The 26,508-nt window shown below is 71.8% G+C and carries 23 protein-coding genes; 11 read left to right on the top strand and 12 right to left on the bottom strand.

Annotated elements, in window-relative coordinates; translation table 11 throughout:
• The first annotated feature begins 268 nt into the window (after positions 1-268).
• On the top strand, positions 269-1,021 hold the full coding sequence (locus ACFUN8_RS09495; RefSeq protein WP_383633904.1) for a bifunctional DNA primase/polymerase: 753 nt from the start codon (positions 269-271) through the stop codon (positions 1,019-1,021).
• 44 nt (positions 1,022-1,065) lie between these two features.
• On the opposite strand, the gene ACFUN8_RS09490 is transcribed toward ACFUN8_RS09495, so the two are convergent.
• The 4 genes from ACFUN8_RS09490 to ACFUN8_RS09475 all read right to left on the bottom strand — a co-directional run bounded on the left by ACFUN8_RS09490 (position 1,066) and on the right by ACFUN8_RS09475 (position 5,327).
• Entirely contained in the window at positions 1,066-2,007 is a 942-nt protein-coding gene (locus ACFUN8_RS09490) for a hypothetical protein (RefSeq protein WP_383633960.1), read from the bottom strand.
• 221 nt (positions 2,008-2,228) lie between these two features.
• Positions 2,229-3,125, bottom strand: a complete 897-nt coding sequence (locus ACFUN8_RS09485) for a heme ABC transporter ATP-binding protein (protein WP_383633958.1) — start codon at positions 3,123-3,125, stop codon at positions 2,229-2,231.
• Between the two features lie 47 nt (positions 3,126-3,172).
• On the bottom strand, positions 3,173-4,315 hold the full coding sequence (locus tag ACFUN8_RS09480) for a FecCD family ABC transporter permease (RefSeq protein WP_383633902.1): 1,143 nt from the start codon (positions 4,313-4,315) through the stop codon (positions 3,173-3,175).
• A 1-nt stretch (position 4,316) separates the two neighbouring features.
• Complete coding sequence (locus ACFUN8_RS09475; RefSeq protein ID WP_383633901.1) at positions 4,317-5,327, bottom strand: hemin ABC transporter substrate-binding protein; 1,011 nt, start codon at positions 5,325-5,327, stop codon at positions 4,317-4,319.
• A 240-nt stretch (positions 5,328-5,567) separates the two neighbouring features.
• On the opposite strand from ACFUN8_RS09475, the gene ACFUN8_RS09470 reads away from it, so the two are divergent.
• The 3 genes from ACFUN8_RS09470 (at position 5,568) to ACFUN8_RS09460 (ending at position 9,558) form a co-directional block, all read left to right on the top strand.
• Entirely contained in the window at positions 5,568-7,094 is a 1,527-nt protein-coding gene (locus ACFUN8_RS09470) for an HtaA domain-containing protein (protein WP_383633899.1), read from the top strand.
• Positions 7,095-7,160: 66 nt separating this feature from the next.
• Positions 7,161-8,762 carry an HtaA domain-containing protein gene (locus ACFUN8_RS09465; RefSeq protein ID WP_383633897.1) on the top strand — a complete coding sequence of 534 codons (1,602 nt, stop codon included), beginning with the start codon at positions 7,161-7,163 and terminating at the stop codon, positions 8,760-8,762.
• Positions 8,763-8,898: 136 nt separating this feature from the next.
• Positions 8,899-9,558, top strand: a complete 660-nt coding sequence (locus ACFUN8_RS09460) for a PhzF family phenazine biosynthesis protein (RefSeq protein ID WP_383633956.1) — start codon at positions 8,899-8,901, stop codon at positions 9,556-9,558.
• A 64-nt stretch (positions 9,559-9,622) separates the two neighbouring features.
• Here the strand turns inward: ACFUN8_RS09460 and ACFUN8_RS09455 are convergent, their stop codons facing one another.
• Positions 9,623-10,288 carry a heme oxygenase (biliverdin-producing) gene (locus ACFUN8_RS09455; protein WP_383633895.1) on the bottom strand — a complete coding sequence of 222 codons (666 nt, stop codon included), beginning with the start codon at positions 10,286-10,288 and terminating at the stop codon, positions 9,623-9,625.
• 182 nt (positions 10,289-10,470) lie between these two features.
• Positions 10,471-11,328, bottom strand: a complete 858-nt coding sequence (gene map / locus ACFUN8_RS09450) for a type I methionyl aminopeptidase (RefSeq protein WP_383633893.1) — start codon at positions 11,326-11,328, stop codon at positions 10,471-10,473.
• 70 nt (positions 11,329-11,398) lie between these two features.
• Here map and ACFUN8_RS09445 point away from each other — a divergent pair, with 70 nt between their 5' ends.
• The gene (locus ACFUN8_RS09445) at positions 11,399-11,626 is read left to right on the top strand and encodes a hypothetical protein (RefSeq protein WP_382559964.1); all 228 of its coding nucleotides are present in this window, start codon (positions 11,399-11,401) and stop codon (positions 11,624-11,626) included.
• A 147-nt stretch (positions 11,627-11,773) separates the two neighbouring features.
• Here ACFUN8_RS09445 and ACFUN8_RS09440 read toward each other — a convergent pair whose 3' ends face one another.
• On the bottom strand, positions 11,774-13,108 hold the full coding sequence (locus tag ACFUN8_RS09440; RefSeq protein WP_383633890.1) for an MFS transporter: 1,335 nt from the start codon (positions 13,106-13,108) through the stop codon (positions 11,774-11,776).
• A 43-nt stretch (positions 13,109-13,151) separates the two neighbouring features.
• On the bottom strand, positions 13,152-13,817 hold the full coding sequence (locus ACFUN8_RS09435; protein ID WP_383633888.1) for a hypothetical protein: 666 nt from the start codon (positions 13,815-13,817) through the stop codon (positions 13,152-13,154).
• A 170-nt stretch (positions 13,818-13,987) separates the two neighbouring features.
• On the opposite strand from ACFUN8_RS09435, the gene npdG reads away from it, so the two are divergent.
• Both npdG and ACFUN8_RS09425 read left to right on the top strand, forming a co-directional pair.
• Positions 13,988-14,698, top strand: coding sequence for an NADPH-dependent F420 reductase (gene npdG, locus ACFUN8_RS09430; RefSeq protein WP_383633886.1), 711 nt, complete (start codon positions 13,988-13,990; stop codon positions 14,696-14,698).
• A 12-nt stretch (positions 14,699-14,710) separates the two neighbouring features.
• Entirely contained in the window at positions 14,711-14,965 is a 255-nt protein-coding gene (locus ACFUN8_RS09425) for a hypothetical protein (protein WP_383633884.1), read from the top strand.
• Positions 14,966-14,987: 22 nt separating this feature from the next.
• Here the strand turns inward: ACFUN8_RS09425 and ACFUN8_RS09420 are convergent, their stop codons facing one another.
• Entirely contained in the window at positions 14,988-15,788 is an 801-nt protein-coding gene (locus ACFUN8_RS09420; RefSeq protein ID WP_383633882.1) for a site-2 protease family protein, read from the bottom strand.
• Positions 15,789-16,208: 420 nt separating this feature from the next.
• Here ACFUN8_RS09420 and ACFUN8_RS09415 point away from each other — a divergent pair, with 420 nt between their 5' ends.
• Entirely contained in the window at positions 16,209-19,661 is a 3,453-nt protein-coding gene (locus ACFUN8_RS09415) for a BTAD domain-containing putative transcriptional regulator (RefSeq protein ID WP_383633954.1), read from the top strand.
• Positions 19,662-19,731: 70 nt separating this feature from the next.
• Here ACFUN8_RS09415 and ACFUN8_RS09410 read toward each other — a convergent pair whose 3' ends face one another.
• From ACFUN8_RS09410 to panB, 3 genes are all read right to left on the bottom strand, one after another.
• Positions 19,732-20,592 (bottom strand): ABC transporter permease, encoded by an 861-nt coding sequence (locus tag ACFUN8_RS09410; protein ID WP_383633880.1) that lies wholly within the window; start codon positions 20,590-20,592, stop codon positions 19,732-19,734.
• Positions 20,589-21,623 carry an ATP-binding cassette domain-containing protein gene (locus ACFUN8_RS09405; protein ID WP_383633878.1) on the bottom strand — a complete coding sequence of 345 codons (1,035 nt, stop codon included), beginning with the start codon at positions 21,621-21,623 and terminating at the stop codon, positions 20,589-20,591. The genes ACFUN8_RS09410 and ACFUN8_RS09405 overlap by 4 nt, the downstream gene beginning before the upstream one ends.
• Before the next feature lie 164 nt (positions 21,624-21,787).
• Positions 21,788-22,648 carry a 3-methyl-2-oxobutanoate hydroxymethyltransferase gene (gene panB / locus ACFUN8_RS09400; protein ID WP_383633876.1) on the bottom strand — a complete coding sequence of 287 codons (861 nt, stop codon included), beginning with the start codon at positions 22,646-22,648 and terminating at the stop codon, positions 21,788-21,790.
• 175 nt (positions 22,649-22,823) lie between these two features.
• On the opposite strand from panB, the gene ACFUN8_RS09395 reads away from it, so the two are divergent.
• The 3 genes from ACFUN8_RS09395 to ACFUN8_RS09385 all read left to right on the top strand — a co-directional run bounded on the left by ACFUN8_RS09395 (position 22,824) and on the right by ACFUN8_RS09385 (position 26,505).
• Positions 22,824-24,464 (top strand): DHA2 family efflux MFS transporter permease subunit, encoded by a 1,641-nt coding sequence (locus tag ACFUN8_RS09395; RefSeq protein ID WP_383633874.1) that lies wholly within the window; start codon positions 22,824-22,826, stop codon positions 24,462-24,464.
• 90 nt (positions 24,465-24,554) lie between these two features.
• Entirely contained in the window at positions 24,555-25,280 is a 726-nt protein-coding gene (locus ACFUN8_RS09390) for a TetR/AcrR family transcriptional regulator (RefSeq protein WP_383633872.1), read from the top strand.
• A gap of 193 nt (positions 25,281-25,473) precedes the next feature.
• Positions 25,474-26,505, top strand: a complete 1,032-nt coding sequence (locus ACFUN8_RS09385) for an endonuclease/exonuclease/phosphatase family protein (protein ID WP_383633870.1) — start codon at positions 25,474-25,476, stop codon at positions 26,503-26,505.
• The last annotated feature ends 3 nt before the right edge of the window (positions 26,506-26,508 follow it).

Raw genomic sequence — 26,508 nt, 5'->3', positions numbered from 1 at the left:
ATGAGGTCCCTCCGGCCGCCGCGTACGGCACTCAGTGCCGTACCACGATCCGGAACCGCCCCGGCCCGGTTCCCGGCCGGCGAATGTGTTGAACACCACCGGTGCCCATCGCCCGCATCGGTGGCTCATTTCCTGATATAGCCCGTGATGAGGCCCGGTGATCGGCATCCGCCTCCCTACCCCGGTTGAGGAGTGCGGCCCCCCGAAGCGCAGGATGGTGCGAACATGGAAGAGTCCGAGAGGGCCGATGCATGAGGTGAGGGGATAGATGGGCGACGATTTCGGCCGCTACCGCGGCACTGAGGGCAGGGTTTCCCAGTGGCTGCGCCGACTCGCCAGAAAGTCCGACGACGGCCGGGCCGCCGCTCCGGACGCCGACGCGCGCCTGGCACTGCTCCTCGCCGTGGCCGCCGCCGGTATGCCCGTCTCGCCCGCCGCGCACCCCATCGGCTACCGATGTTCGTGCGAACGCATCGGCTGTCCCACCCCCGCCAGGCACCCCATCTCCTTCGCCTGGCAGACGCAGTCCACCACCGACGAGGCACAGATCGAACGCTGGGCCACGAACCAGCCCGAAGCCAACTTCATCACGGCGACCGGCCTGGTCCACGACGTCCTCGACGTCCCGCTGGAGGCCGGCAGCAGGGCGCTGGAGCGGCTGCTCGACGCGGGCATCGACGTCGGTCCGGTGGCCGACTCAGGTGGCGACCGGATGCTCTTCTTCACCGCCACCCGCGGCACGCCCGAGGACGAGGACGAGTGGTGGCCCTGTGAACTGGACTGCCACCCCGAGACGATGGACGAGCACCCGGGCTTCCGCTGGCACTGCCGGGGCAGTTACGTCCTCGTACCGCCGGCGAGACTGCCCGGCGAGCTGTCGATGACCTGGCTGCGCGGCCCCGAGCACCCGCTGCCCGACCCGCTGACGCTGCTGGAGTCGCTGACCGACGCGTGCGCGCGGTACGCGGGCGAGAACCACGAGCTGGACCCGCACCCGGTGGCCTGGCCGCTCGGCCGCTGACCTCCGGCGCGGCTGTCACGTCCGTCCCTGTCTGCGAGGGGTGTTCAGGAGCCTTCGGCCCCGATCACCCCTTGCAGCCTGCTCACCACGTCCACCTGGTCCGCGTCGGCGCCCTTCGGCTTCAGCAGCGCCGCCTGGCTCGACACCCACTCCTTGGTGAGGGTGTCCGCCACCTCACCGGTCATCAGCGCCTTCACGTCGGCGCTCACCTTCGGGGTGTAACCGGGGGCGGCCGTCTGCCGGTCGAAGTACTTGATCGCGAAGAAGACGAGCGCGCCGCCGTCCTTCGTGGCGAGCCCGAGAGGTGCGAAGTCCCCGTCGTCCAGGGGCTGATCGCTGTACTGGATGGTGAGACCGGGCAGTTTGGCGTTCTTCGCGCGGATGTCCCGCCACTCGTTCGTGTGCGGTCCCCGTGCGAAGTGCTCCGGCTCGCCGTCCTTCAGATACGAGGCGTACTCGGTGCTCACGTCCCCGGGGGCCACCGCCGTCGACCCGCTGTCCGCCGGGGCCGGTACGGCGTAGCCGTCCTTGTCGGTCTTGAACTCGGGGATCTCGTCCGGCGTGAGGATCGCGAGATAGGCGACCTCCCACAACTGGTCGGCGCCGCCCCGCACGAAGACCAGGACCCAGCGGTTGTCGCCGGGCCCGTCGTCCCGGTCGCGGTTGCTGTCGGTGTCGGCGACGAACCAGCGCGGCCAGCCCGCCTTCTTGGGGATGAGGTACTTCGCGTCGGTCAACTCCAGCGGCTGGTGCCGGTCGTTGCCGTCCGGGTTCGTGATGCTCCTGGCCTTGAGCCCGGCCTGGTTGATCGCACCGAGCGCACCGGTGACCCGGCCGGCGTCCAGCCCCGGGTCGTACGCCTTGTCCGCCTTGTTGTACGCCTCGGTGAAGTCCGCCAGGGCCTGGGTCGCTTCGGACTTCTTCGCGCCCGGCAGCACCGCCAGTTCACCGTGGACCGTCATACACCCACTCGCGAGCAGCGACATCACCGTCGCCGCTGCCAGGGCGTGTTTCAGAAGTCGCGTCCGGCCCACGACGCCTGGCACGCGCCCTCGCTGCGTTGTCGGACTCATCCAAGTACGTCCAGTACGAGGATGATCCTCCGCCTTGCGATCGCACGCACCAGACGTCGTGGGCCCCGCCCCGCGGGCGGACGACGCTACTTCTGAAACACGCCCTGGCCCCGCCGCTGCCCGAATCGGCCTTCTCATCGGTCGCCTTCTGCTCCGTGACCCCCACTGACCGTCCGAACCCTACCGGTCCGCTTCGGAATGACGAGCGGGGTCCCGGTGCGCGGGTGCGGGAAGACCTCGACGGGCTGTCGGTAGACACGGCTGAGGAGTTCGCCGTCGAACACGTCGGCGGGCGGGCCGTCCGCCACGACCCGTCCCTCGTGCAGGACGGCGGCCCGGTCGGCGTGCGCGGCGGCCAGTCCCAGATCGTGCAGTACGACGACGACTGCGTCACCGGCCGCCGCGCGGGCCCGGCAGACGCGCAGCACCAACTCCTGGTGACGCAGGTCGAGTGCGGCGGTCGGCTCGTCGAGGAGGAGCAGCGGGGCGCGTTGGGCGAGGACCCGGGCGAGCGCGACGCGGGCGCGTTCGCCGCCGGAGAGGGCGGAGAAGGGGCGGCGGGCGAATTCGGTGACCTCGGTCGCCGCCATCGCGTCGGCCACGGCCGCCTCGTCGTCGTCCTCCGCGACCGTGCCCGCCCAGGGGGCGCGGCCCATCGTCACGACCTCCTCCACCGGGAACGGGAAGGAGAGCGTGGCCGCCTGCGGCAACACGGCCCGGCGCAGGGCGAGTTCGGGCGCCGACCAGTCGTGGGCCGGGCGGCCGCCGATCCGTACCCCGCCGCCGGTGTCGGCGGCGTCCAGGTCGGCGGCGAGCGCGGCGAGGAGCGTCGACTTGCCCGCCCCGTTGGGCCCGACGAGCGCCAGGACCTCACCGGCGCGTACGACGAGGTCCACACCGCCGTCCGGGCCGCCGAGGACGTCGCGGCGCCCGAGCCGTACGCGCAGGCCCCGTGCCTCGGCGACGACGTCCCCGTGGGCGACGGGCGCGGGCAGCTCCCGGCCTCGGCCCCCTCCCCGCCCGGCGAACATGTCACGGAGCACGGCGTGCGCCGTGGCCTTCACCATCGTGCCGGCCCTCATGCCCAACCCCCTTGCCTGCGCCGCGTCCTGCGCAGCAACCAGAAGAAGAACGGACTGCCGAAGAGCGCCGTCAGGACACCGAGGGGCAGTTCGGCCGGGGCCGCCACCGTGCGCGCCGCGAGGTCGCCGGCGACGAGGACCAGCGCGCCTCCCAGCGCGCTGCCGGGCACCAGGAAGCGGTGGCCGGGGCCGTTCGCCATCCGCAGCAGATGGGGGACCAGCAGTCCGACGAAGGTGATGATGCCCGCCACCGCGACGGCGGCGGCCGTCAGCAGCGCGACGACCAGGACCAGGACGACACGGAGCCGTTCGACATCCACGCCCAGATGTCTGGCCGGCCGCTCGCCGAGCGCGAGGAGGTCCAACTTCCTTGCGTAGAAAGGCGCGACGGCCAGTCCGAGGAGCGCGCACGGCAGGACGGCGAGCACCTTGGGCCAGGTCGCCTGGGCGAGCGAGCCGAGCTGCCAGAAGGTGATCTGGCTGATCTGCGCGTTGTCGGCGAAGAAGATGGACAGTCCGATGAGCGCGCCCGCGAAGGCGTTCACCGCGATGCCGGTGAGGATGAGCGTGACCACCTCCGTACGGCCGCCGGAGCGGGACATCGCGTACACCAGCAGTACCGTCAGCAGCCCGGAGACGAACGCGCAGACGGTGACCGTCCAGTTGCCGAGGAAGCTCAGGCCGAGGGCGATCGAGGCGACGGCGCCGACCGCGGCGCCCGCCGAGATGCCGATGACCCCGGGCTCGGCGAGCGGATTGCCGAACACGCCCTGCATCAGGGCGCCCGCGCAGCCCAGTGAGGCGCCGACGAGCAACGCGAGGACGACGCGCGGCAGTCGGACGTTCCACAGCACGCTCTCGGGGACGCGTTCGAGCGCGGCGCCGCCGAGGCCGATCCGGTGGCGGACGGAGGAGAGGACGTCGCCGAGCGGGATGTCGTACGCGCCGAGCCCGGCGGACAGCAGACAGAGCAGGAGCAGTACGCCGAGCAGCCCGGCGGTCAACAGCCAGGTGGTGCTCCGTCGTTGAGGTTCCTCGCGCGGGGCGTCCTCGGTCGGGGACGGGCCCGGCGGCGCGGTCGGTGCGGTGGGTGGTGTCGGTGCGGCGGGTGTGGTCGGTACGGCGGGTGTGGTGGTCATCTCACTCGCCGTCCGGGTAGAGCTGCTCGACCAGGGACGCGAGCACCTGGTCCGTACGGGGCCCGTAGTTGAGCAGCACGCCGTCGTCCACGGCGACGAATCGGCGGTCGAGCCCGGCGGGTGTCTCGGCGACGCCGGGGATCTTCACCAGTCCGTCGGGGCCGCCGACCGAGTCAAGTCCCTTGGTCATCAGGAGAATCGCGTCGGGCGCCGCCTTCGCCAGCGCCTCGCTGGTGATCGCGGTGAAGTCCTTGTCGAGGCCCGACTCCTTGCCCGCGTCGACGGCGCCGGCGGCCTCCAGCAGCGAACTCGCCCCGGAGTCACGGCCGCCGAGCAGATAGACCGACGCCGAGCCGCGCAGATAGAGGAAGGCGACGCGCGGCTTCCCGCCGTCGGCGGGGGCCGGGATCCGCTTCTGTACGGCGGCGATCCGTTCGGCCGTACGCGTACTCAACTCGTCGCCCGCCGCGTCGACGCCCAGGGCGTGCGCGACGGTCGTGATGCGCTTGCCGACGTCGTCCAGGCTCTTGGCCGGTTCGACCACGAGGAGGGGGATCCCGGCGTCGCGTATCTGGTCGACGGCCTCCGCCGGTCCGGTGGTGGTCTCGGCGATGACGAGTGTCGGCCGGAGGGACAGGACGCTCTCCGCCGAGACGTCGTGCGCGCGGGTCACCACCGGCAGTTTCGCCGCCTGTTCGAAGGTGGCGGTGATGTCGCGGGCCACGACGTGCTCGCCGAGGCCGAGGGTGAAGACGATCTCGTTGAGCGATCCGGTCAGGGGGACGAGCCGGTCGATGGAGGTGACGGTGACCTTCGTGCCGTCGGCGGAGTCCACGGTGACCGGCAGTCGTGGCTCGGGGACGGTGGCCAGCGGCTCGACGCGGTCGGCGGTGGCCGTCGAACCGGAGCCCTTCGCCCCGCTGCTGCCGGTGTCGTTGCCGCCGCAGCCGGTGGCGAGCAGGGCGAGGGTCAGCGCCGAGATGACCGCGCCCGCCAGTCGTTGAGTGCGCACGGAGTGCACCGTCCCGTCGTTGTGTGGAGTCCTGTCGGAGTTCCGCCGGAGTTCTGTCGGAGTCCTACCGGCGTCGTGCCGGAGTTCCGTCGAGGTGCCCCGGACGGAAGGCTTCCGAACCGGGCTGGAGATAGCTTAGGTTAGCCTTACCTTGCTTACCAGGTCCGGGGTGCGACTCAACCGGGCTCTCTTCGGTGTGCCCGTGGCCGCCGACTTCTCCGACGTGGGAGTGATCTTCTGATGCTGTCGTCCAGACCGGTGCGCGCTCTCGCCCTCGCGCTGCTCGCCGCGCTCCTCGGGGCGCTGCTCCCGACGACCTCGGCCCACGCGGCGAACCGCACCGTGCAGGGCGGCCGGCTCGACTGGGGGATCAAGTCCTCCTTCCAGAGCTATGTCACCGGCCCCATAGCGAGCGGCAGTTGGAGCCTCAACGGGGGCGCGGCCACCGTGGGCGGCAGCCAGTTCCGGTTCCACTCCGCCTCGGGGACGTACGACCCCGACAGCGGCGCGCTGCGCGCCGGATTCAGCGGCGGCGTCCGGTTCGTCGGCCACACCAAGCCCGACGGATCTCACGAACTGGACCTCACCATCAGCCGACCCACGGTCCGTATCTCCGGAGGCGGGGGCACCCTGTACGCCGACATGGCCAGCAAGGCCAAGGGAAGCGGCAAGGTCACCACGTCGTCCCAGGTCCCGCTCGCCACGCTCGATCTCGGCGGGATCGACATGAGGGGCGGCGGGAGCCCGGTCGCCCTCAGCAACGTCCCCTCGACGCTCACCGCCCAGGGCGCCACCGCCTTCGCCGGGTACTACACCGCCGGGACACCGCTCGACCCGATCAGCCTCTCCGTGGACGTGGCCGCCGCGAAGAACCCGGCGGCGAAGCCCGAGCGCGAACCGGCCGACAAGGACAAGGACACGGGCAAGGGCGCGGACAAGGCCGGGAACGAGCAGGCGGAGGGCGCTCTGCGGGACGCGGCCGTCGACTGGGGCGTACGCCGTACCTTCCGTGAGTACGTCACCGGCTCCATCGCCGAGGGCCGCTGGACGCTCGCCGGTGGTGCGCAGGACGGCGGCGCGCTCTTCCGCTTCCCCGAAGGGAAGGGCACGTACGACGCGAAGAAGCAGACACTCGACGCCGACTTCGCGGGCAGCGTCCACTTCACCGGAACCCAACTGGACCTGACGCTCAGTGAGATCAGCGTTCAGGTCAAGGGCGGAAAGGGCACCCTGGCCGCCGATGTCGCGAGCGAGGGCCGGGTGCCGCGCAAGGCCGTCCCCCTGGTCACCTTCGCCGCCGGGGACTTCGCGCCGAAGAACGGCCTCGCCGCGCTCACCGAAGCGCCCGCGACGCTCACCGAAGGCGGCGCCAAGACCTTCGGCTCCCTGTACAAGGCGGGCACGCCGATGGACCCCGTCTCGGTCGCCGTCGCCGTCGACAAGAAGGCGAAGCTGCCCGCGCTGCCCGATCTGGGCAGCGACGCGGTGGAGTCCGCCGAGCCGAAGTCCGGTACGGCGGCCGGCGAACCCACCAAGCCGGCGGGGGTGGACGATGCCGCGTCCGCCTCCGCCTCCTCTTCCTCCAACGCCCTTACTTACGCGGGCATCGGCGCGGGCGTGCTGCTCGCCGCCGCCCTCGCGGTGTACGTCGGCGTCCGACGCCGCAGCTCGACGGCGACGGCGACAGCGACCGCTGCCCCGACGGCGACGACCGACACCGGCGGCGACACCCGTACCGGCGGCGACACCCGTACCGACGGGACCTGACTTTCCTTCCCCCTCCCCACCCCCCGCTCCTTTCGCGCCTTCCATCCACCGAGGAGACCCCCGAACATGCCAGCCACCCGACGTCCCATAGCCCTTGCCGCAGCAGTCGCCACCGTCGTGGTGGCCATCGGCGCGACCGCGCTCGCCGTCCCGGCGTTCGCCTCCGGCGGCGCTCCCGCCGCCGCTCCCGGAGCACCGGCCGCCCCGCAGCTCGAACTGAAGGACGGCACCCTGGAGTGGGGCTTCAAGGAGTCCTTCCGCAAGTACCTGCTCTCACCCGTCGCCAGTGGGAAGATCACGGCCGCCGACGGTGCCACCCAGGCCACCGGCAACGGCGTGTTCACCTTCACCGACGGCAAGGGCACCTACGACACCGGTACGCACGCCACGGCCACCACCTTCAAGGGAAGCGTGCACTTCGAGGGTCACCACGGCGTCCTCGACATCAAGTTGAGCGATGTGAAGGTCAACACCGGCCGTACGGCGGGGGAGATCACCGCCGATGTCACCAGCGTGACCGAGGGCAAGACCGAGACCAGCGACGACGTCTCGATCGCCGATCTCGACCTGACGGCGGTCATGCCGGGGCAGGGCGAGAACGGCGCGATGGTCTTCAAGGACATCCCCGCCAAGCTGACGGCGGCGGGCTCCGAGGCGTTCGCGGGCTTCTACGCCGCGGGCGCGGCGCTGGACCCGGCGACGCTCGCCGTGACGGCGGGCAAGGCTCCCACGGACGAGCCCACCGATGAGCCCACGGACGAGCCGACCGATGAGCCGACGGACGAGCCGACGGACGAGCCCACCGACGAGCCCAGCGACCCGGCCGTCGTGGACGGGCCGATCGTCGACGGCAATCTCGACTGGGGCGTGAAGAAGAGCTTCCGTACGTATGTGACCGGCCCCATCGCCAAGGGCAAGGTCGAACTCGCGGCCGGCGCCGCCCAGTCGGGCGAGGCGTACCGCTTCCCGAAGGCCACCGGCTCCTTCGACGCCGACGCGCAGACCCTCACCGCCGAGTTCGAGGGATCGGTCCGCTTCCTGGGACACGAGGAGGCCGGCTCGTACGTACTCGACCTCAAGCTCAGCGGTCTGGAGGCCGAGGTCGAGAACGGCGAGGGCACTCTCGTCGCGGACGTCAGCACCAAGGACCGGACGACCCACGAGGTCTCCACCTTCGAGGACCTGACCATCGCCACGCTCGACCTGCCCGCCGGTGAGCTGACGGCCAAGGACGGCGTCGTCACGCTGAACGCCGTGCCCGCCACGCTCACCGCCGACGGCACGAAGGCGTTCGGCGGCATGTACGAGGCGGGCGAGGCGCTCGACGCCGTCACCGCGGCCGTCTCCGTCACGGCGGACGGCCAGCTTCCGGGCGGCTCGGGTGGCAGCGCCGGTGGTACGGGCGGCTCGACCGGCGGCAGCACCGGCGGTACGACGGGCGGCGCGGACACCACGGGCGGCACCGGCGGTACGGCCGGCGGCGGTTCGGTCGGCGGCTCCGCGGGTGGCTCCGCCGGCGGTTCCGCGGGCGGCACGGGAAGCCTCGCGAGCACCGGCGCCGAGCTGCCGACCGGCGCGCTGATGGGCGCGGCGGGCGCGCTCGCCGTCGCGGGCGGGGCCGGGGTCTACCTCGCCCGGCGCCGTAACCCGGCCACCGGCGAGGTCTGACGGGCCAGGTCCGGCAGATGAGTTGAGCCCCCGGGCGCAGACAACGGGGCGGGGCCGTACCGCACGGAAATCGCGGTACGGCCCCGCCCCGTCCGGCACACCTCGTACCTGATGTTTCAATGCCTCCGTGACTGACATGGGTAGCGGCGGCATCGAGACACTGCGCGTCTTCTGCGGGGGCGACGGGCGGCACGGCAACGCGCTCGGAGTCGTACGGGAGGGCCGCGACTACCCCGACGAGGCGTCCCGGCAGGCGCTCGCCGCCGAACTCGGCTTCAGCGAGACCGTGTTCGTGGACGACCCCGAGCGCGGCATCGTGGACATCTACACCCCCGGCCTGCGGCTGCCGTTCGCCGGACACCCGCTCGTCGGGGCCGCGTGGCTGCTCGACCTGGAGGTGGTCAACCCGCCCGTGGGCGAGGTGTGGGTGCGCCAGGACGGCGAGTTCACCTGGATCACGGCACGCCCCGAATGGGCTCCGCCGCGCACCCTGCGCCGCTACGAGACGGTTGCCGAGGTCGACGCTCTCCCCGCGCCGCCGCCGGGCGAGGGCTGGCTCTACGCGTGGGCGTGGCAGGACGAGTCGGCCGGCCGGATCAGGGCGCGGGCCTTCCCGCGCCGTGACGACGGCATCGTGGAGGACGAGGCGACCGGCGCGGCGGCGCTGCTGCTCACCGCCGAGCTGGGACGTGCGCTGAACATCACGCAGGGCCGGGGGTCGCAGATCCTCACTGCCCCCGGCCCTGACGGCTCGATCGAGATCGGCGGACGCGTCCGCCTGCTCCCGCCGCGCTGAACCCGCTTCCGCCGCGCTGAACCCGCTCCCGCCGCGCCGAACGCGGTCCATCACCTCGGCGGGCCTACGCGCTGAGGGGGAACTCGCCTTCCAGCTCGTGGAACACGGCCCCGTTGAAGTCGAACGCCCGGTGGCACTCCTCGATGATGCGCTGCTTCTCCAGGTCGTCCGCCGGCACCGCGTCCAGCAGTTCGCGGTAGGCGCGCTTGAACGCCGCCGGGTTGGCGATCTCCTCGAAGACGTAGAAGCGCACGCCGTCGCCCTTGCGCGCGAAGCCCCAGGTCTTCTCGGCCATGTCGCGGACGACCTGGCCGCCGGAGAGATCCCCGAGGTAGCGCGTGTAGTGGTGGGCCACATAGCCGCCGGTCCAGGTGCGGGCGCACTCGGTGATCCGCGCGGCGTACGCGGCGGTGGCGGGCAGCGGCTCAAGGCCCTCGCGCCAGTCGGCACCGCGCAGATGCGTCAGGTCGCGCTCCAGGGCGTCGACGCGCATCAGCTCGGGCCGGACGAAGGGGCCGGCGACCGGATCGCCTTCGACCGTCCCCGCGGCGTTCTCCAGCGCCCGGTACACGAACCAGAGCTGTTCGGTGTAGCGCGTGTACGCCTCCACTCCGAACCGCTGCCCCAGCAGGTCGCTCATGAAGGTCGAGGTGTTCACCTCGGTGTGCTTCTCGTGCGAGGCGACACGGATCAGTGTGGAGAAGGGGGTGGCGGTGGCGGTTGCGTCCAAGGCGGGCCTCCGGGGCCGAGGGGGACGGAAAACCAGACCGAGATCCGGCGGCAGCACAGGCGCTTGCCTTCGCCGATCCTCCTACTTAGGCTTACCTAAGTCAACTGGTTCCCGACGTCCTGTCGGTAAAAGAGGTACCCGTTGATCGCGCGGGGGACACCCGGCAATCAGGTCACGTCGGGTCAGGGCAGGGTCAGGATCTCCGCACCGGCGTCCGTCACCACGAGCGTGTGCTCGAACTGGGCGCTCCGTTTGCGGTCCTTCGTCACGACGGTCCAGCCGTCGTCCCACATGTCGTGCTCGTGGGTGCCGAGCGTGAGCATCGGCTCGATGGTGAAGGTCATGCCGGGCCGCATGACGGTCGTCGCGTGCGGGCTGTCGTAGTGCGGGATGATCAGCCCGGAGTGGAAGGACGAGTTGATGCCGTGCCCGGTGAAGTCGCGGACCACGCCGTAACCGAAGCGCTTGGCGTACGACTCGATGACACGGCCGATGACATTGACCTGCCGGCCGGGCCGGACGGCCTTGATGGCCCGGTTCAGGGACTCCCGGGTCCGCTCGACCAGGAGCCTCGACTCCTCGTCGACGTCACCGCAGTAGTAGGTGGCGTTGTTGTCGCCGTGCACGCCGTTGATGAAGGCTGTGACGTCGAGATTCACGATGTCACCGTCGCGCAGCACGGTGGAGTCCGGGATGCCGTGGCAGATGACCTCGTTGACCGAGGTGCAGAGCGACTTCGGGAACTCGCGGTAGCCGAGGGTGGAGGGGTACGCCCCGTGGTCGACCATGAACTCGTGCGCGACCCGGTCGAGTTCGTCGGTCGTGACGCCGGGCGCGATGTGCTTCGCGGCCTCCTCCATCGCCTGGGCGGCGATCCGGCCGGCGATCCGCATCAGCTCGACGGTCTCGTCGGACTGCACTTCCGGCCCGGTGTACGGGGCCGGCAGAGGCTTCCCGACGTACTCGGGGCGCCGGATCTTTCCGGGAACGGAACGGACGGGAGAGAGCTCCCCGGGTACGAGCGGTGACTGGCCAGACATGGCAGCGAGTCTAACCAGCGTTGAGAAGCCGCCGGTGGGGCAGCATGGCGTTCAGAGGAAGGAGCCGACGATGGCCCTGTTCAAGAAGCGCACGGTGGGCAAGCCGGGCGAGTGGTACTACTGCCTCCAGCACAAGCGGGTCGAGGAGGGCCCGGACTGTCCGGCCAAGGACCGCTTCGGCCCGTACGCCTCCAGGCAGGAGGCGGAGAACGCGATGGAGACGGCGGCGGAACGCAACCAGGAGTGGGAGACGGACCCCCGCTGGCACGACAAACCGACCGACCCACCCGCGAGCTGACCTCACTCTCAGCCCGTCCGGCGTTTGAGGACGACCCCGGACGACCCCGGACGACCCCGCGCCCTCGGGGGTCCGGGGGCCCGCCCCCGGTTTCGGGAAGGGGCGGGTACGGGGAGAGCCGACGCCCCCCCCGCGACGGCCCCCCCGTCAGGCCACCGCCCCGGGCGCGGGGGCCTCGGCGGCAGCCGCGTCGGCAGCGGCCTCGGCCGCCAGCTCCGCCTCCTGCTGGGCCTTCCGGCGCAACGCGTCCTCGTCCGTGTCCGAGTCGTACGTCATCAGCTTCGGCAGCACCGCAGCCAGCAGCCCCACCGCCACCACGCACGCCACCCCGCCGCTCCAGACCGCCGGGCGGGTGCCCGTCCAGCCGGCCACCGTGCCCGCGCGGACCTGCCCGAGCTGCGGGCCCACGCTGTACGACAGCACCTCCAGGCCCGCCAGCCTGCCCCGCAGCTCCTCGGGGATCGTCTGGTTCCAGATCGTCGAGCGGCCCAGCCCGCTGAGCATGTCGCCGGCGCCCGCCAGCATCAGGAAGAACAGCACCAGCCAGATGTTCGGCATCCACCCGGCCAGGGTCATGGCCAGGCCCCAGCCGCCCGCGCCGAACACCACCATCAGGCCGTGCCGCCGGACCTTCGACGCCCAGCCGCTGGTCAGGCTGATCAGTACGGAGCCGAGCGGAATCGCCCCGTACATCAGGCCGAGCGCCCACTCCGCGTCCAGGTCCTCCGCCAGGAACGGGAAGATCGCGAGCGGGAAGGCGAAGAACATCGCGCTCAGGTCGATCGCGTACGTGCCCAGCAGCACCGGCTTGCTCCACGCGTACCGCGCGCCCTCGGCGATCCCGCGCAGCGACGGCTTCGCCGCCTCCTTGGAAGGCGGTGCCGGCCGCAGCCGCAGGCACATCAGTACGGAGGCGACGAACCCGGTCACGGTCAGCGCGTACGCCGTCGCCGTCCCCGAGAACGCGACCACGACACCGGCCGTCGCGGGGCCGGCGACCGCCGCGGTCTGCCAGCGCAGCGCGTTGAGCGCGGCCGCCGCCGTCAGTTGGGCGTGCGGCACGATCCTCGCTATCAGGGAGTCCAGCGCGGGCCGCTGGATGCCCGCGAGCGCGGAGACTCCCGCGGCCACGACATACAGGGGCCAGAGTGCCGGGCTGGGCAGCAGCGCGTTGATCAGCAGGACGACCGCGAGCAGCCCGAGCCCCGCCTCGGAGAGCAGGATCAGCTTTCGGCGGTCGACCGCGTCGGCGAGCGCCCCGCCGTACAGGCCGAAGACGATCAGCGGGACCAGCTCGACGGCGCCCATCGCGCCGACCGCGAGCGGTGAGTTCGTGAGGTCCTTGATCTGCAACGGCAGCGCGATCATGGCCATGGAACTGCCGAAGTACGTCACCAGGCCCTGGATCCACAGGAGTCGGAACTCGCGCAGTGTGCGCAGCGGGGTGAGGTCCGGCAGGATCGCGGAAAGCTTTTTGGTCACGAGAGGCCATGCTGCGTCGTGACGGTCACGACGGGCAAGTCCATTACCAGCGGGCGGGCGGCGGAGAGGTCAACTGGTCGGCGAGCCGCGACAGCCGGTCCCGGAGGCGGAGCCTGCCGCGCGTCGACGGCAGGCTGTTCTCCCCGGCCGCCGCGCTGACCAGGTGCTGGACCAGGTCGAGGTCGATGCCCGACGCCCCGTCCGAGCCCGGCGTCCCGTCCGAGCCCGGCGCCCCGTCCGAGGCGGTCTCCGGTGCCGGCGGGGCGACCGTGAGCGCGTCGTGCGCCAGACCGACCACCTCCGGGTCCCCGCTCCCCAGCGCCAGCACCGTCGCCCCGGCCCGCCGCGCGTCGTGCACCCGCTCCAGCAGTCCGTCGTCCGGCCTCTCCGGGGCCACCAGCAGCAGCGTCTTCCCTCGCCCCGCGCCCGCCAGCCTGCCGAGCCCGACGGCCAGATGCGCGGGGTCGCCGGGCCGTACCCGGTGCCGTACGAGCAGCGGCGTCAGCTCCGGGCGGCCGGACCACGCCGCCTCGTCCACGAGATGCGCGGCCAGGTGCCACGGCTCGTACGCCCGCGTCCCGACCAGCAGCAGGCCGCCGCCGTGCGGCACGACGGAGGACCGCAGGGACGCGGCGAACCGGCGGGTCGCCGCCGGCCATCGCGTACCGGCCAGGACCTCACGGAGCAGGGCGACGCGTACGGCATCCATGGGCCGGGATCCTGCCGCAGCGCCGCGCCCCGCGCCGGGGGTCCGCGCGGAGTCACCCGAACGGGCCACTCCGGCCGTGCGGCGGCCGCTCAAGGGGCCGGGCAGGAGGGCGGGCGGCGGCCGTGAGGGCCGTGCCGGGTGGCTCCCGCACCGACAAGTACTGTCGGGCCATGACCTCTACTGACAGTGGCAGCACGCCGAAGCCTCCCGCCAAGGACCCCTGGGAGCTTCCCGATGTCTCGGACCTGACCGTCGGCGTTCTCGGCGGCACCGGCGACCAGGGGCGGGGGCTCGCCTACCGGCTGGCGCGGGCCGGGCAGAAAGTGATCATCGGCTCCCGCGCCGCCGAGCGCGCCGAGACGGCGGCGGCCGAACTCGGCGCCGGCGTCGAGGGCGCCGACAACGCGGAGTGCGCGCGCCGCAGCGACATCGTCATCGTCGCCGTGCCCTGGGACGGCCACGCCAAGACGCTGGAATCACTCAAGGACGAACTCGCGGGCAAGCTCGTCGTCGACTGCGTCAACCCGCTGGGCTTCGACAAGAAGGGCGCCTACGCGCTGACTCCGGAGGAGGGCAGCGCCGCCGAACAGGCCGCCGCCCTGCTGCCCGACTCCCGCGTCACCGCGGCCTTCCACCACCTCTCCGCCGTGCTGCTCCAGGACCCGGCGGTCGAGCGGATCGACACCGACGTGATGGTGCTCGGCGAGGTACGGGCCGACACCGACATCGTGCAGGCGCTGGCGGGCCGTATCCCCGGTATGCGCGGGGTGTTCGCGGGCCGGCTGCGCAACGCCCACCAGGTCGAATCCCTCGTCGCCAACCTGATCTCGGTCAACCGCCGCTACAAGGCGCACGCGGGCCTGCGCGTCACCGACGTCTGACGCGGCCGGGGCATGGGGGACACTGGACGGGACTTCGCGCGGCGCCGTACGCACGCCCCGCACGCCCCCGGACCAGGAGCCGACCCCATGCCCCGCCTCGCTCTCTACGCCCTCGTCGTCTGCCTGCTGTCCGTCGTCGCGGCCGTGCTGTCCTTCACTCGGGGGAGCGGCTGGCTCGGCGTCGTCTGGGTGCTGCTGGCCGGGCTGTCGTCGAACATGGCGTGGTACTACCTGCGCAGGGCCAGGGCGGCGCAGGGCGCCGGCTGACGCACGGCGAGATCGCCCGGACCTAGCCGACGAACGACTGGCACAGCTCGTCGCGGGTCGTCCAGAAGCGGTAGAAGCTCTGACCGCAGTACGTTTCGAGATCGCTGATGCCCAGCCCGCCGAGGATCGCGTCGATCCCGTCGAAGAAGGCGCGGTTCACCTCGGGGATGAACAGGATGCCGAAGACGGCGATCAGCCCGAACGGCGCGAACGGCTCCACCTGCGCGCGGAACTTGTGCGACAGCCACGGCTCGATCACGCCGTAGCCGTCAAGTCCCGGCACCGGAAGGAAGTTGAGGATCGCGGCCGTCACCTGCAGCAGCGCGAGGAACGCCAGCGCGAAGCGGAAGACCAACGGCACGCCGTCGAGCAGCCCCAGCCAGAACGGCGCCGTGCAGACGACGGCGAACAGCAGGTTCGTCAGCGGGCCGGCCGCCGAGATCAGGCTGTGCCGCCACCGGCCCCGGATCCGGGCGCGCTCGATGAAGACCGCGCCACCGGGCAGACCGATGCCGCCCATGATGACGAAGAGCACAGGGAGCACGATGCTCAGCAACGCGTGCGTGTACTTGAGAGGGTTGAGCGTCAGGTAACCCTTGGCGCCGATGGAGATGTCACCGCTGTGCAGGGCGGTGCGGGCGTGCGCGTACTCGTGCAGACAGAGCGAGACGATCCACGCGGACGTGACGAAGAGGAAGACGGCGATACGGGCGTCCGCCGCGAAGTCGGTCCACACGGCCCACCCGGTGGCCGCCATGACGGCGGCGATCCCGAGGAAGACGGGACTGATCCGCCGGTCGCGACGGGAGGGTGCGGTGGTCATTCGCGGCTCCTGAAGGGGTACGGGCGGGCGGTGAGGGCGGCGGGGCGTGCCTGACCGTACAGGCGACACGGCGAAAACGTCTCGCGCGGGGGGATGGGTTCCGGCGAGGCCGGACCTAGGCCCTGTCTTCAAAGTCCCGCCTGGCCTGCGACGCCTGGCACGGCGCCTCTCCCCCGTAGGCCCCGGGGGGCCACGGGAGGTGCCCCCTGCGTTGTCGGAATCGGCCGAGTACGGCCGGGCCATCCACAACGCCGGTCCTCCGCCTTGCGATGCACCGCACCGACGAGGCATCAGCCGCTCCGCGGCGGGCGCAGGCCCCGCCCTGCGGGCGGACGGCGCTACTTTGAAGACAGGACCTAGGTACGGAGGGGGAACCGGCACATGTGGTCCACGGACCTTGGGGAGCGGGCGGCCGACCGGATGGCCGTACCGGACAATGGTGGGGTGCGCTACCGGCTTCTCGGCCCCACCCGGGCACTGCGCGCCGACGGCACGCCGTACGCCGTCGGCGGATCAAGGCTGCGCGCGCTGCTGACCGTGCTGGCGATGCGGCCCGGCAGGACCGTCCAGGCGGCCACGCTCGTCGACGCGGTCTGGGACGGCGACGTACCCGCGGACGCGGCGGGCGCGCTCCAGGCGCTGGTGAGCAGGCTCCGCCGGGTGCTCGGGGCGGGGACCGTCGTCTCGGACAGCGGCGGGTACCGGCTGTGCGCCGAACCGGACGACGTGGACCTCTACCGCTTCGAGCGGCTCACGGCCGAGGGCACCAAGGCCCTGGAGGCCGGCAGCCCCGAGCGGGCCGCCGACCTGCTGGACGAGGCCCTGGGGCTGTGGCACGGCCCCGCGCTGTCCGACCTGCCCGACCACCGTGCCGAGTCGGCGCGCTGGGAGTCCCGCCGGCTGGGCGCCCGCCGCGCCCGCCTCACGGCGGCGCTCGCACTCGGCCACGCCGAGGCCGCACTGCCCGAGCTGACGGCGCTCTGCGACGAGCACCCGATCGACGAACTGCTCCAGGCGCTGCGCATCCGCGCCCTGCGCGCGGCGGGCCGTACGGCGGAGGCCCTGTCGGCGTACGAGGAGGTCCGCCGCGACCTCGCGACCCGCCTGGGCATGGATCCTGGACCGGAACTGCGCGCGCTGCACAAGGAGTTGCTGAACCCGGAGGCGTACGGGACGACGGACGCGCCCGCCCACCGGCAGGGCGTGCCCCGGCCAGACCACGCCCCCTCGGTCAACGGATCCGCGCCCCGTACCGCCGCTCCCGGCGGCGCTTCTCCGTCGAACGGTGTCCGGGACGCGGCGCGCGCCCACACCCCGCCGCCCCGCCCGGACGCGGCCCCGGCTCCCGCGCCGTACGCCGTCCCCGGCAACCTCCGCGCCCGAATCACCAGTTTCGTCGGCCGCGACGCCGACCTGGTCGACCTCCGGGCCGATCTCCGGGACGCGCGGCTCGTCACGCTGCTCGGGCCCGGCGGGGCCGGGAAGACGCGGTTGTCGCAGGAGGTCGCCGCCGGGGTCGACCACGAGGGGTGGCCCGACGGGGTGTGGCTCGCCGAGCTGGCACCCGTGGACGATCCCGGGACCGTGCCCGAGGCCGTCCTCGTCGCCCTCGGGGCGCGGGAGACCGTGCTGCGCGGCGCCGGGGCCGAGGGCCTGCGGGCCGTCGACCCGGGCGCCAACGACCCCCTCGTACGGCTCGTCGAGCACTGCTCGCGCCGTCGCATGCTGCTCCTGCTCGACAACTGCGAGCACGTCGTGGACGCCGCCGCCCGGCTGGCCGAGGAACTGCTGGTCCGGTGCCCCGGCGTGACCGTCCTCGCCACCAGCCGGGAACCGCTCGGCGTGCCCGGCGAGGTCGTACGCCCCGTCGGCCCGCTGCCGGAACCGATGGCGCTGCGGCTGCTCGCCGACCGCGGCGCCGCCGCCCGGCCCGGCTTCCGTACGGAGGACGACCCGGCCGCCGCCGAGGAGATCTGCCGCCGGCTCGACGGGCTGCCGCTCGCGATCGAACTGGCCGCCGCCCGGCTGCGGATGCTCACGCTCCGGCAGATCGCCGACCGTCTGGACGACCGCTTCCGGCTGCTCACCGGCGGCAGCCGCACCGTACTGCCCCGGCAGCAGACGCTGCGCGCCGTCGTCGACTGGTCGTGGGACCTGCTCGACTCCGCCGAGCGGACCGCGCTGGGCTGTCTGTCCGTCTTCGCGGGCGGCTGCGACCTGGCCGCCGCCGAGGCCGTGTGCGGGCCCGACGCGCTCGGACTGCTCGGCTCGCTCGTCGACAAGTCGCTCGTGGTCGCCGCCCCCGCCCCGGACGGCGCGATGCGCTACCGGCTGCTGGAGACCGTCCTGGAGTACGCCGGTGAACGGCTGGACGAGTCCGGTGACCGTGCCGCCGCCGAGCGCCGCCATCTCACGCACTTCCGGGAGCTGGTCCGGCTCGCCGACCCGAAGCTGCGCGGCCCCGAGCAGGTCCACTGGATCGAGCGGATCACGCTCGACTACGAGAACCTGCGTACAGCCCTGCGGCACGCCGTCGCCGACCGGGACGAGCACGAGGCGCTCTGCCTGGTCCACTCGCTCGCCTGGTACTGGCAGATCCGCGATCTGCGGGCCGACGCGCGGCACTGGGCGCACGCCACCGCCGAACTGGGTCCCGATCCCTTCGACGCGCCCGTCGCACCCGCCCCGCCGCTGTACGAACGGTGCACGGACGCGCCGCCGCCGATGGCGCCCGAGCAACTGCTGGAGGCACGGCGCGGGGTCCGCATGATCCATCTGTCGAGCATGAACCACGAGTTCGACACCTGGACCACGCCCGAGAGCATGGAGTGGCTGGGCCGCGTCGGCCAGGCATATTCGCCCGGTCTGCCGCAGACCTGCCGTATGCCCGGCTCGCTCTGGTTCTTCGCGATCATGCTGACGGGACAGGCCGACCGGCTCCGTGAGTACACCGACGCGAGGGTCCGGGCGTGCCGGGACCTCGGCTACGAGTGGGAGCTGGCGTCGGCCCTCCAGATGCGGGCCAACATCCTCGCCAACCGCAGCGAGTGGGTCGGCGACGCGGGCCGGGACGCCGAGGAGAGCCTGGAGATCTTCACCCGGCTCGGCGACGCGTGGGGCGCCGCCGAGGCACTGTCGGCCCGCGCCGAAGCCTTCGAGCGCAACGGTGAGTTCGAGCGGTCCGCGGCGGACTACCACGCCGCCATCGAGAACACCCGGCTGCTCGGCGCCGAGGCGCAGGTCTCGCTCCTGCGCACCCGTCTGGCGGGCGTGATGATGGAGACGGGCGACGGGGACAAGGGCGAGGTGATCCTGCGCGAGATCCTCGCGCAGACCGCCCGGCGCGACTACGAGGCCGAACCGGCCGCCCGCCTCTATCTGTCGATCTGGCTGGGCCGCAGCGGACGCGCCGCCGAGGGCCGCGAGGAACTGGGCCGGCTGCTGGGGACCTTCCAACACGCCAACCTGGCCATCTTCGAGGGATTCGTGTTCGGGATGCTCGCCTGGCTGGACAACATCGACGGCCGGTACGCCGAAGGGCTCGACCAGGCACGGCTGGCACTCGCCCGGACGCTCGACCCGATGTCGCGGATGGTCGCCCCGCAGATGCCCGCCGTCCATCTGCTGACCGCGGGCTGGTCGCTGGCCGGACTCGGCGGCCCGGAGCACGTACGGGACGGGGCGCGCCTGGTGGGCGCGTACGAGAAGCACCTGCCGCGGGGCCACTACCGGGCCGCGCAGGAGCGCGAGAGCCGGGACGCGGCGGAGGCGGCGGTCCACGCCGGGGGGCTGACGGGCGCCGCGTACGAGAAGGCCCTCGCCGAGGGTCGCGCGCTCACCCTCGCCGAGGCTTTCGCCCTGGCCGGCGTCTGACCGGCCCCCGAAGCCGGAGCCCGGGCCGGCCTCCGAGGCCGCGGGTCAGGTCCCTTCTCGCGGGCGGGACTCAGGTCTTCTTGCGGAACTTGGACACCGCCAGCGGCGCCGTCACCAGCGTGATCACCGCCGACCAGGCCAGCGTCATCCACAGGTCGTGGGCGACGGGCCCGCCGATGAACAGCCCGCGCGCCGCGTCGGCCAGATTCGACAGCGGGTTGTAGTCGGTGAAGTTCTGCAGCCAGCCCGGCATCGTCGACGGCGGCGTGAAGATCGAGGAGCCGAACTGCAGCGGCATCAGCACCAGGAATCCCACGCCCTGCACCGCCTGCGCCGTCTTCACGGTCAGACCGATCAGGATGAAGATCCACATCAACGACGCGCCGAACAGCAGCGACAGGCCGATCGCGCCCAGCACTTCGAGCGGCGAGGTCTCGATCGACATACCGAGCACGAAGCCCACGATCAGCAGGATCGCGAAGGCGACCATCATCCGGCCGACCTCGACCACGATCTTCGCGATGAGGACCGAGGACCGGGCGATCGGCATCGTGCGGAACCGGTCCATGACTCCCTTCTGGAAGTCCTCGTTGATCCCGCTGCCCACGGCCATCGAGACGTTGAGCCCCATCATCGCCATCAGGCCGGGGACCAGATAGCTGACGTACTCGGACTGGTTGCCCTTGCCCGCGACGGCTCCGCCGAAGACGAAGACGAACAGCAGCGTGAAGACGATCGGCATCAGCAGGACGTCGAACATCGACTCCGGATCCTGCTTGATCTGGAGGGCGTTACGGCGCGCGAGGGCGCCGATGTGCCGCAGATTGGCCCGCAGACCGATCCGGCCCTCGTCGGCCGTGGCCCGGACGGGCTTCCCGTCCTGGACGGACGGTATGGGCTCCGTCACTTTCGTCGTTGTCGCCGTACTCATGCCGCGACCCCCTTCAGCTGCGCGTCGTCCCGCGCGTCGTCGTTCGTGTCGTCGCCCTGTTCGCCGGCCTTCTCGCCCGTGATCGCCAGGAACACCTCGTCCAGGCTGGGCAGATGGGTGCCGATGTGCGCGATCTCGAACCCGCGCCCGGCCAACAGGCCGATGACGGCGGTCAGTTGTACGTCGGCGAGGATCGGCACGAACAGCATGCCGTCCTGCACCTGCGACCCCGCGACGCCGTCCAGGCCCGTCTCGCTCAACGCCCGCGCCATCTCCGGCAGTTGGCCGGGGTCGCTCGGGCGGATCTCCAGGGTCCGGCCGCCGACCCTCGCCTTCAGCTCGTCGACCTTGCCGCCCGCGACGACCCGGCCGCGGTCGATGACCGTCAGCTCGCTCGCGAGCTGTTCGGCCTCTTCCATGTACTGCGTGGTGAGCAGGACGGTCACGCCGTCGGCGACCATCCGCTGGACCTCGGCCCACACCTCGTTGCGCGTGCGGGGGTCGAGGCCCGTCGTCGGCTCGTCCAGATACAGCACCGAGGGCTGTCCGATCATCGACGCCGCGAGGTCCAGGCGCCTGCGCATACCCCCCGAGTACTGGAGCACAGGCTTTTTCGCCGCCTCGGTGAGCGAGAACCGCTCCAGCAGCTCGTCCGCGCGCCTGCGGGCGGCCGTACGGGACAGATCGAGCAGTCGCCCGATCATGTACAGGTTCTCCCAGCCGGAGAGCTTCTCGTCGACCGAGGCGTACTGACCGGTGAGGCCGATGGTGCGGCGGAGCTGCCGCGGCTGCTTCACCACGTCGTAGCCGGCGACGACGGCCGTACCGGCGTCGGGCAGGATCAGGGTGGACAGGCAGCGTACGAGGGTGGTCTTGCCGGCGCCGTTGGGGCCGAGGACACCGAGAACCGTGCCCTCACGCACGTCCAGGTCCACGCCGTCCAGCGCCTTGGTCGCACCGTAGTGCTTGACCAGGCCCCGTACCGTGACGGCCGTGGTGCCGTCGGCAGGGATGGTGTCGATTCGCGTCATGCCGTCGATCCTGGCAGCCGCCGCTGACAACGGACCGACAGCCGACCGACAGGCCGCCGACACGCGCCCGGAGAACGCGGCGGGACGCGGGGGAACGCCGACAGCCCGCCGATGGGGGATGTCGGCGGGCTGTCTTCTCTTGCGGCAGTGGCTGCGGGGACGGGCTAGTGGAAGGTGTGCTCCTCCTGCGGGAACGTTCCTCCGACGACCTCGTCCGCGAACTCCCTCGCGGCGTCGCCGAGCGTCTGCCGGAGGTTCGCGTACTGCTTGGTGAAGCGCGGCACCTTGCCGTCCGTGAGACCGACCATGTCGGTGTAGACGAGCACCTGCGCGTCGGTGTCCGGACCGGCGCCGATGCCGATGGTCGGGATGTCCAGCGACCGGGTGATCTCGGTGGCGACCTCGGCGGGCACCAGCTCCAGGACCACCGCGAACGCGCCCGCCGCCTGCGCCGACTTGGCGTCGTGCAGCAGGCGGTGCGCGGCCTCGTCGCCGCGGCCCTGCACCCGGTAGCCCAGGGTGTTCACGGACTGCGGTGTCAGCCCGAGGTGCGACATGACCGGGATGCCGGACTGGACGATCAGCTCCGTCTGCGCCAGCGAGCGCGCCCCGCCCTCCAGCTTGACCGCGCCGACCCCGGCGTCCTTGACCAGCCGCGTGGCGCTGCGCAGGGCCTGGACGGGGCCTTCCTGGTACGAGCCGAACGGCAGGTCGCCGACGACGAGGGCGCGCTTGGTGCCCCGTACGACGGCCGCGGACAGCATGGTCATCTCGTCGAGCGTGACCGGCACGGTCGTCTCGTAGCCGAGGTGGACATTGCCCATCGAGTCGCCGACGAGCATGACCGGGATACCGGCCTCGTCGAAGACGGACGCGGTCATCGCGTCGTACGCGGTGAGCATGGGCCACTTCTCGCCGCGTCGCTTGGCGGCGGCGATGTCATGGACGGTGACGCGGCGGGTGCCCGTGCCGCCGTACAGCGACTTGGGATCGCGGGAGGGATTGGGCGCAGCCTCGAACGTCATGGCTTACGACTCCTTCGTCATCTCGAGGCGCCCTGACGGCGTCCCCGGACCGTCTCCATGGTGGCATCTCCGGGCCGTCGACGGGAAGTGGGGCTGCTCCGCTGTCGGAGGCCACCGGGTAAAGAATTTACAATACGAGACGGTGCCGTATTGAAATTGGCCTAGGCTTCTCGCCATGTCCACATCGTCACCCGCGCCGTCCGGCGTCCACGACTCCGCGCCCCGGGTCCCCGAAGCCATCCACAAGCGCCGCTGGGCCATCCTCGGCGTCCTCATGCTCAGCCTGCTCATCGTGGTCCTCGACAACTCGATCCTGAACGTCGCGGTCAAGACCATCGCGAGCCCGGAGCCCGTCGGGATCGGCGCCACCCAGAGCGAGCTGGAATGGGCGATCAACTCCTACACCCTCGTCTTCGCCGGCCTCCTCTTCACCTCCGGCCTGCTCGGCGACCGCGTCGGCCGCAAGAAGGTACTGCTCTTCGGCATAACCGTCTTCGGCATCGGCTCCGCCCTCGCCGCGATGTCCGGATCGCCCGGTGAACTCGTCGCGTACCGCGCCCTGATGGGCTTCGGCGCCGCCTTTGTGATGCCGGCCACCCTCGCCGTCCTGATGAACGTCTTCGAGCGCGACGAGCAGCCCAAGGCCATCGGCATCTGGGCGGGCGGCGTCGGACTCGCCATCGCCGTCGGGCCGATCACCGGCGGCGTCCTGCTCGAACACTTCTGGTGGGGCTCGATCTTCCTGGTCAACGTCCCCGTGGTGATCGTCGCGCTGATCGCGATGTGGCTCCTGGTGCCGGACTCCAAGGACCCGAACCCGGGCCGGGTCGACCCGGTGGGTGTGCTGCTCTCGATCGTCGGCCTCGTCCTGCTCGTGTACGGGATCATCCGCGCGGGCGAGCTGGCCGACTTCACCGACGTTACGGTGCTGGCCTCGACCCTCGGCGGTGTGGCCGTCCTGGCCGCGTTCGTCGTGCACGAGAAGCGCAGCGACCATCCGTCCATCGACATGTCCTACTTCAAGAAGCCGGCGTTCTCGGCCGCCGTCGCGGCCATCGCGCTGGTCTTCTTCGCCCTGATGGGCGTGACCTTCTTCTCGGCCTTCTACCTCCAGAGCGTGCGCGGGTACAGCGCGCTCGACTCGGGCCTGCTGATCGTGCCGCTCGCCGTCGCCCAGATGGTCTTCGCGCCGCGCGCCCGGCTCGTCGTCGACCGGTTCGGCGCCCGCGCGGTCTGCACCGCCGGCATGCTGCTCGTCGCCGCGGGTCTCGCCGCGTTCGCCCTGTTCGACGCCACCACACCCGTATGGGTGCTGTGCGTGGTCTTCTTCGTCCAGGGCGCCGGAATGGCCCACATCATGCCGCCGGTCACCGTCGCCGTCATGCAGGCCCTGCCGCGCGAGAAGGCCGGCTCCGGATCGGCCATCAACAACACCTTCCGCCAGGTCGGCGGGGCGCTCGGCGTCGCCGTACTCGGCTCGCTGCTCTCCTCGACCTACCGCGGCGAGATCGAGGGTCACCTCGGCGCCGTCCCGGCCGCCGCGCGCGACACGGCGGGGGAGTCCATCGAGGCGACCATGGCCGTCGCCGAGAAACTCGGCCCCGCCGGCGGCCCGTTGATCTCCTCCGCGAACGACGCCTTCCTGACCGCGATGCATGTCACCGCCCTCGGCTCCGCCGGTGTCGCGCTGATCGGCACCGTCGTGGTGGCACTCTTCATGCCGGGCCGTACGGCTCCGGAGGGGCCCGTACCGAAGCGGGACGCCGAGCGGCCGGCCGAGGGGCCCGTACCCGTCGCACCCGCCGTACGCGACTGAGACGGTCGACCGCACCCGCCGCCGTCGGCGAGAATCGGCGCGCGGGTGCGGGCCGCACGACATGGTCGGGGCAGGGCGAAGGGTGAGGCATTGCACGGGAAGGCGCAGGAGCAGGACCGGGGCCGGGAGCCCAGGCGGGGCCGGCCACGCAGCGAGGCGGCCGAACGCGCGATCCTCCAGGCCGTGGTGAGGCTTCTTGAGGAGGGCGAGCCGCTCTCCGGGCTCTCCATCGAGCGCATCGCGCGGACGGCGGGCGTCGGCAAGGCCACCATCTACCGGCGCTGGAGCGACAAGGAAGAGCTTTTCGTGGACGTCCTGCGCCACATCGAGCCGCCCGAGCCCGCCCTGTCGGGCACCTCGGGTCTCGCCGACATCCTCGTCTCCCTGGAGTCCATGCGCCGCCGCGGTCTCGCCCAACGCAACTCGGCCCTGCTCTACAACGTCTTCGCGCAGATGAAGAGCCACCCGAAGCTGTGGGGCGCCTACCAGAGCACGGTGATCGAGCCACGGCGCGTCGCGGTCACGGCCGCCGTCCGCCGCGCCGTCGCCGCGGGTGAACTCCGCCCGGACATCGACGCGGAGCTGATCGAGGAACTCTTCGTCGGCCCCATGCTCCTGCGCACCGTCCACCGCAAGGACTCGCCGCTGGACGACGACCTCTCCGAACGCATCGTCCGCGCGGTGCTCGAAGGTCTGCTCCCCAGGGACGCGCCCGGGACCACAGCCGCCGACACAGCCGCCCACACGGACGGGGATCCGGACAGCGGTCCGGACGCGGATCCGGACGTGGATCCGGCCCGGGACACGGGGAGCTGACCGGCCGCCGCGCGCCCGCGCCGATCATGCGTGTTGCGTCACAGCGGCCCGGTAGCGGCCCCTTGCCCGGAACCCGCCGCCCCTCGTTGCTCGTCCTTGAGCCCGTACGGCCGTCGGGGGACGGCGGAGAAAGCGCCCGTCATCGCCTAGGGTCGATGGCGGGCGTGCACGGCAAGGCAGTGAGGGCAGCGGAATGACGCAGGAGTACACGGCTGAGTCCCGGGTGGACGGCGCCGAGGACAACAACCCTCCCACCGGCCGGTTCCGGACCTTTGTCGACCGCTGGCGCGGCGACCGCGGCATCTGGCGGCGCGGTGTCGTCCTCGCGGCGCTCGCCGTCCTGACGGCGCTGGTGATGATCCTGCACGCCCAGATCCCCAACCGCATCGGCAACTTGGGCAGTCTCATGGAGACCTTCCTGCCGTGGCTGGGGCTGCTCGTCCCCGTGATCCTGGTGGCCGCGCTGGTACGGCGCTCCGCCACCGCGCTGATCGCGCTGCTCCTCCCGGCCGTCGTCTGGGTCAATCTCTTCGGCGGGCTGATCCTCGACAAGTCAGGCGGCGGCGGCGATCTGATGGTCGCCACGCACAACGTCAACGCGGAGAATCCCGATCCGGAGGGAACCGCGCGCGAGATCGTGGAGTCCGGCGCGGACGTCGTGGCGCTGGAGGAGCTGAAGGCGTCGGCGGTTCCCACGTACGAGAAGGCACTCGCCGCGACGTACAAGTACCACTCGGTGCAGGGCACGGTGGGGCTCTGGAGCAAGTACCCGATGACCGGCAGCCGCTCCGTCGACATCCGGATGGGCTGGACCCGCGCGATGCGCGCCACGGTGACGACGCCGCGGGGCGAGGTCGCCGTCTACGTGGCGCACCTGCCGTCCGTACGTGTGAAACTGCACGCCGGCTTCACCGCCAACCAGCGTGACAACAGCGCCGACGCCCTCGGCGAGGCGATCGCCGACGAGGACATCCGGCGGGTCGTGCTGCTCGGCGACCTCAACGGCACGATGAACGACCGCTCCCTGAACGCCGTGACGTCGCAGATGCGCTCCACCCAGGGCGCCGCCGGCGACGGTTACGGCTTCAGCTGGCCGGCCGCGTTCCCGATGGCGCGCATCGACCAGATCATGGTCAAGGGCGTCGAGCCGATGTCGTCGTGGACGCTGCCGCGCACGGGCAGCGACCATCTGCCGATCGCCGCCCGTATCGAACTCTCCGACTGATCA

It is taken from the genome of Streptomyces sp. NPDC057307, from assembly GCF_042667665.1.
GTDB lineage: Bacteria > Actinomycetota > Actinomycetes > Streptomycetales > Streptomycetaceae > Streptomyces.
This window is presented reverse-complemented; position numbering and strand designations above follow the sequence as displayed.

Excerpts from the sequence above, each read along its gene's own strand:
- ACFUN8_RS09495 (WP_383633904.1), top strand. The coding sequence starts at position 269 with ATGGGCGACGATTTCGGCCGCTACCGCGGCACTGAGGGCAGGGTTTCC.
- ACFUN8_RS09490 (WP_383633960.1), bottom strand. The coding sequence starts at position 2,007 with ATGTCGCTGCTCGCGAGTGGGTGTATGACGGTCCACGGTGAACTGGCG.
- ACFUN8_RS09485 (WP_383633958.1), bottom strand. The coding sequence starts at position 3,125 with ATGTTCGCCGGGCGGGGAGGGGGCCGAGGCCGGGAGCTGCCCGCGCCC.
- ACFUN8_RS09480 (WP_383633902.1), bottom strand. The coding sequence starts at position 4,315 with ATGACCACCACACCCGCCGTACCGACCACACCCGCCGCACCGACACCA.
- ACFUN8_RS09470 (WP_383633899.1), top strand. The coding sequence starts at position 5,568 with ATGCTGTCGTCCAGACCGGTGCGCGCTCTCGCCCTCGCGCTGCTCGCC.
- ACFUN8_RS09465 (WP_383633897.1), top strand. The coding sequence starts at position 7,161 with ATGCCAGCCACCCGACGTCCCATAGCCCTTGCCGCAGCAGTCGCCACC.
- ACFUN8_RS09460 (WP_383633956.1), top strand. The coding sequence starts at position 8,899 with ATGGGTAGCGGCGGCATCGAGACACTGCGCGTCTTCTGCGGGGGCGAC.
- map (WP_383633893.1), bottom strand. The coding sequence starts at position 11,328 with ATGTCTGGCCAGTCACCGCTCGTACCCGGGGAGCTCTCTCCCGTCCGT.
- ACFUN8_RS09445 (WP_382559964.1), top strand. The coding sequence starts at position 11,399 with ATGGCCCTGTTCAAGAAGCGCACGGTGGGCAAGCCGGGCGAGTGGTAC.
- ACFUN8_RS09435 (WP_383633888.1), bottom strand. The coding sequence starts at position 13,817 with ATGGATGCCGTACGCGTCGCCCTGCTCCGTGAGGTCCTGGCCGGTACG.
- npdG (WP_383633886.1), top strand. The coding sequence starts at position 13,988 with ATGACCTCTACTGACAGTGGCAGCACGCCGAAGCCTCCCGCCAAGGAC.
- ACFUN8_RS09425 (WP_383633884.1), top strand. The coding sequence starts at position 14,711 with ATGGGGGACACTGGACGGGACTTCGCGCGGCGCCGTACGCACGCCCCG.
- ACFUN8_RS09420 (WP_383633882.1), bottom strand. The coding sequence starts at position 15,788 with ATGACCACCGCACCCTCCCGTCGCGACCGGCGGATCAGTCCCGTCTTC.
- ACFUN8_RS09415 (WP_383633954.1), top strand. The coding sequence starts at position 16,209 with ATGGCCGTACCGGACAATGGTGGGGTGCGCTACCGGCTTCTCGGCCCC.
- ACFUN8_RS09410 (WP_383633880.1), bottom strand. The coding sequence starts at position 20,592 with ATGAGTACGGCGACAACGACGAAAGTGACGGAGCCCATACCGTCCGTC.
- ACFUN8_RS09405 (WP_383633878.1), bottom strand. The coding sequence starts at position 21,623 with ATGACGCGAATCGACACCATCCCTGCCGACGGCACCACGGCCGTCACG.
- panB (WP_383633876.1), bottom strand. The coding sequence starts at position 22,648 with ATGACGTTCGAGGCTGCGCCCAATCCCTCCCGCGATCCCAAGTCGCTG.
- ACFUN8_RS09395 (WP_383633874.1), top strand. The coding sequence starts at position 22,824 with ATGTCCACATCGTCACCCGCGCCGTCCGGCGTCCACGACTCCGCGCCC.
- ACFUN8_RS09385 (WP_383633870.1), top strand. The coding sequence starts at position 25,474 with ATGACGCAGGAGTACACGGCTGAGTCCCGGGTGGACGGCGCCGAGGAC.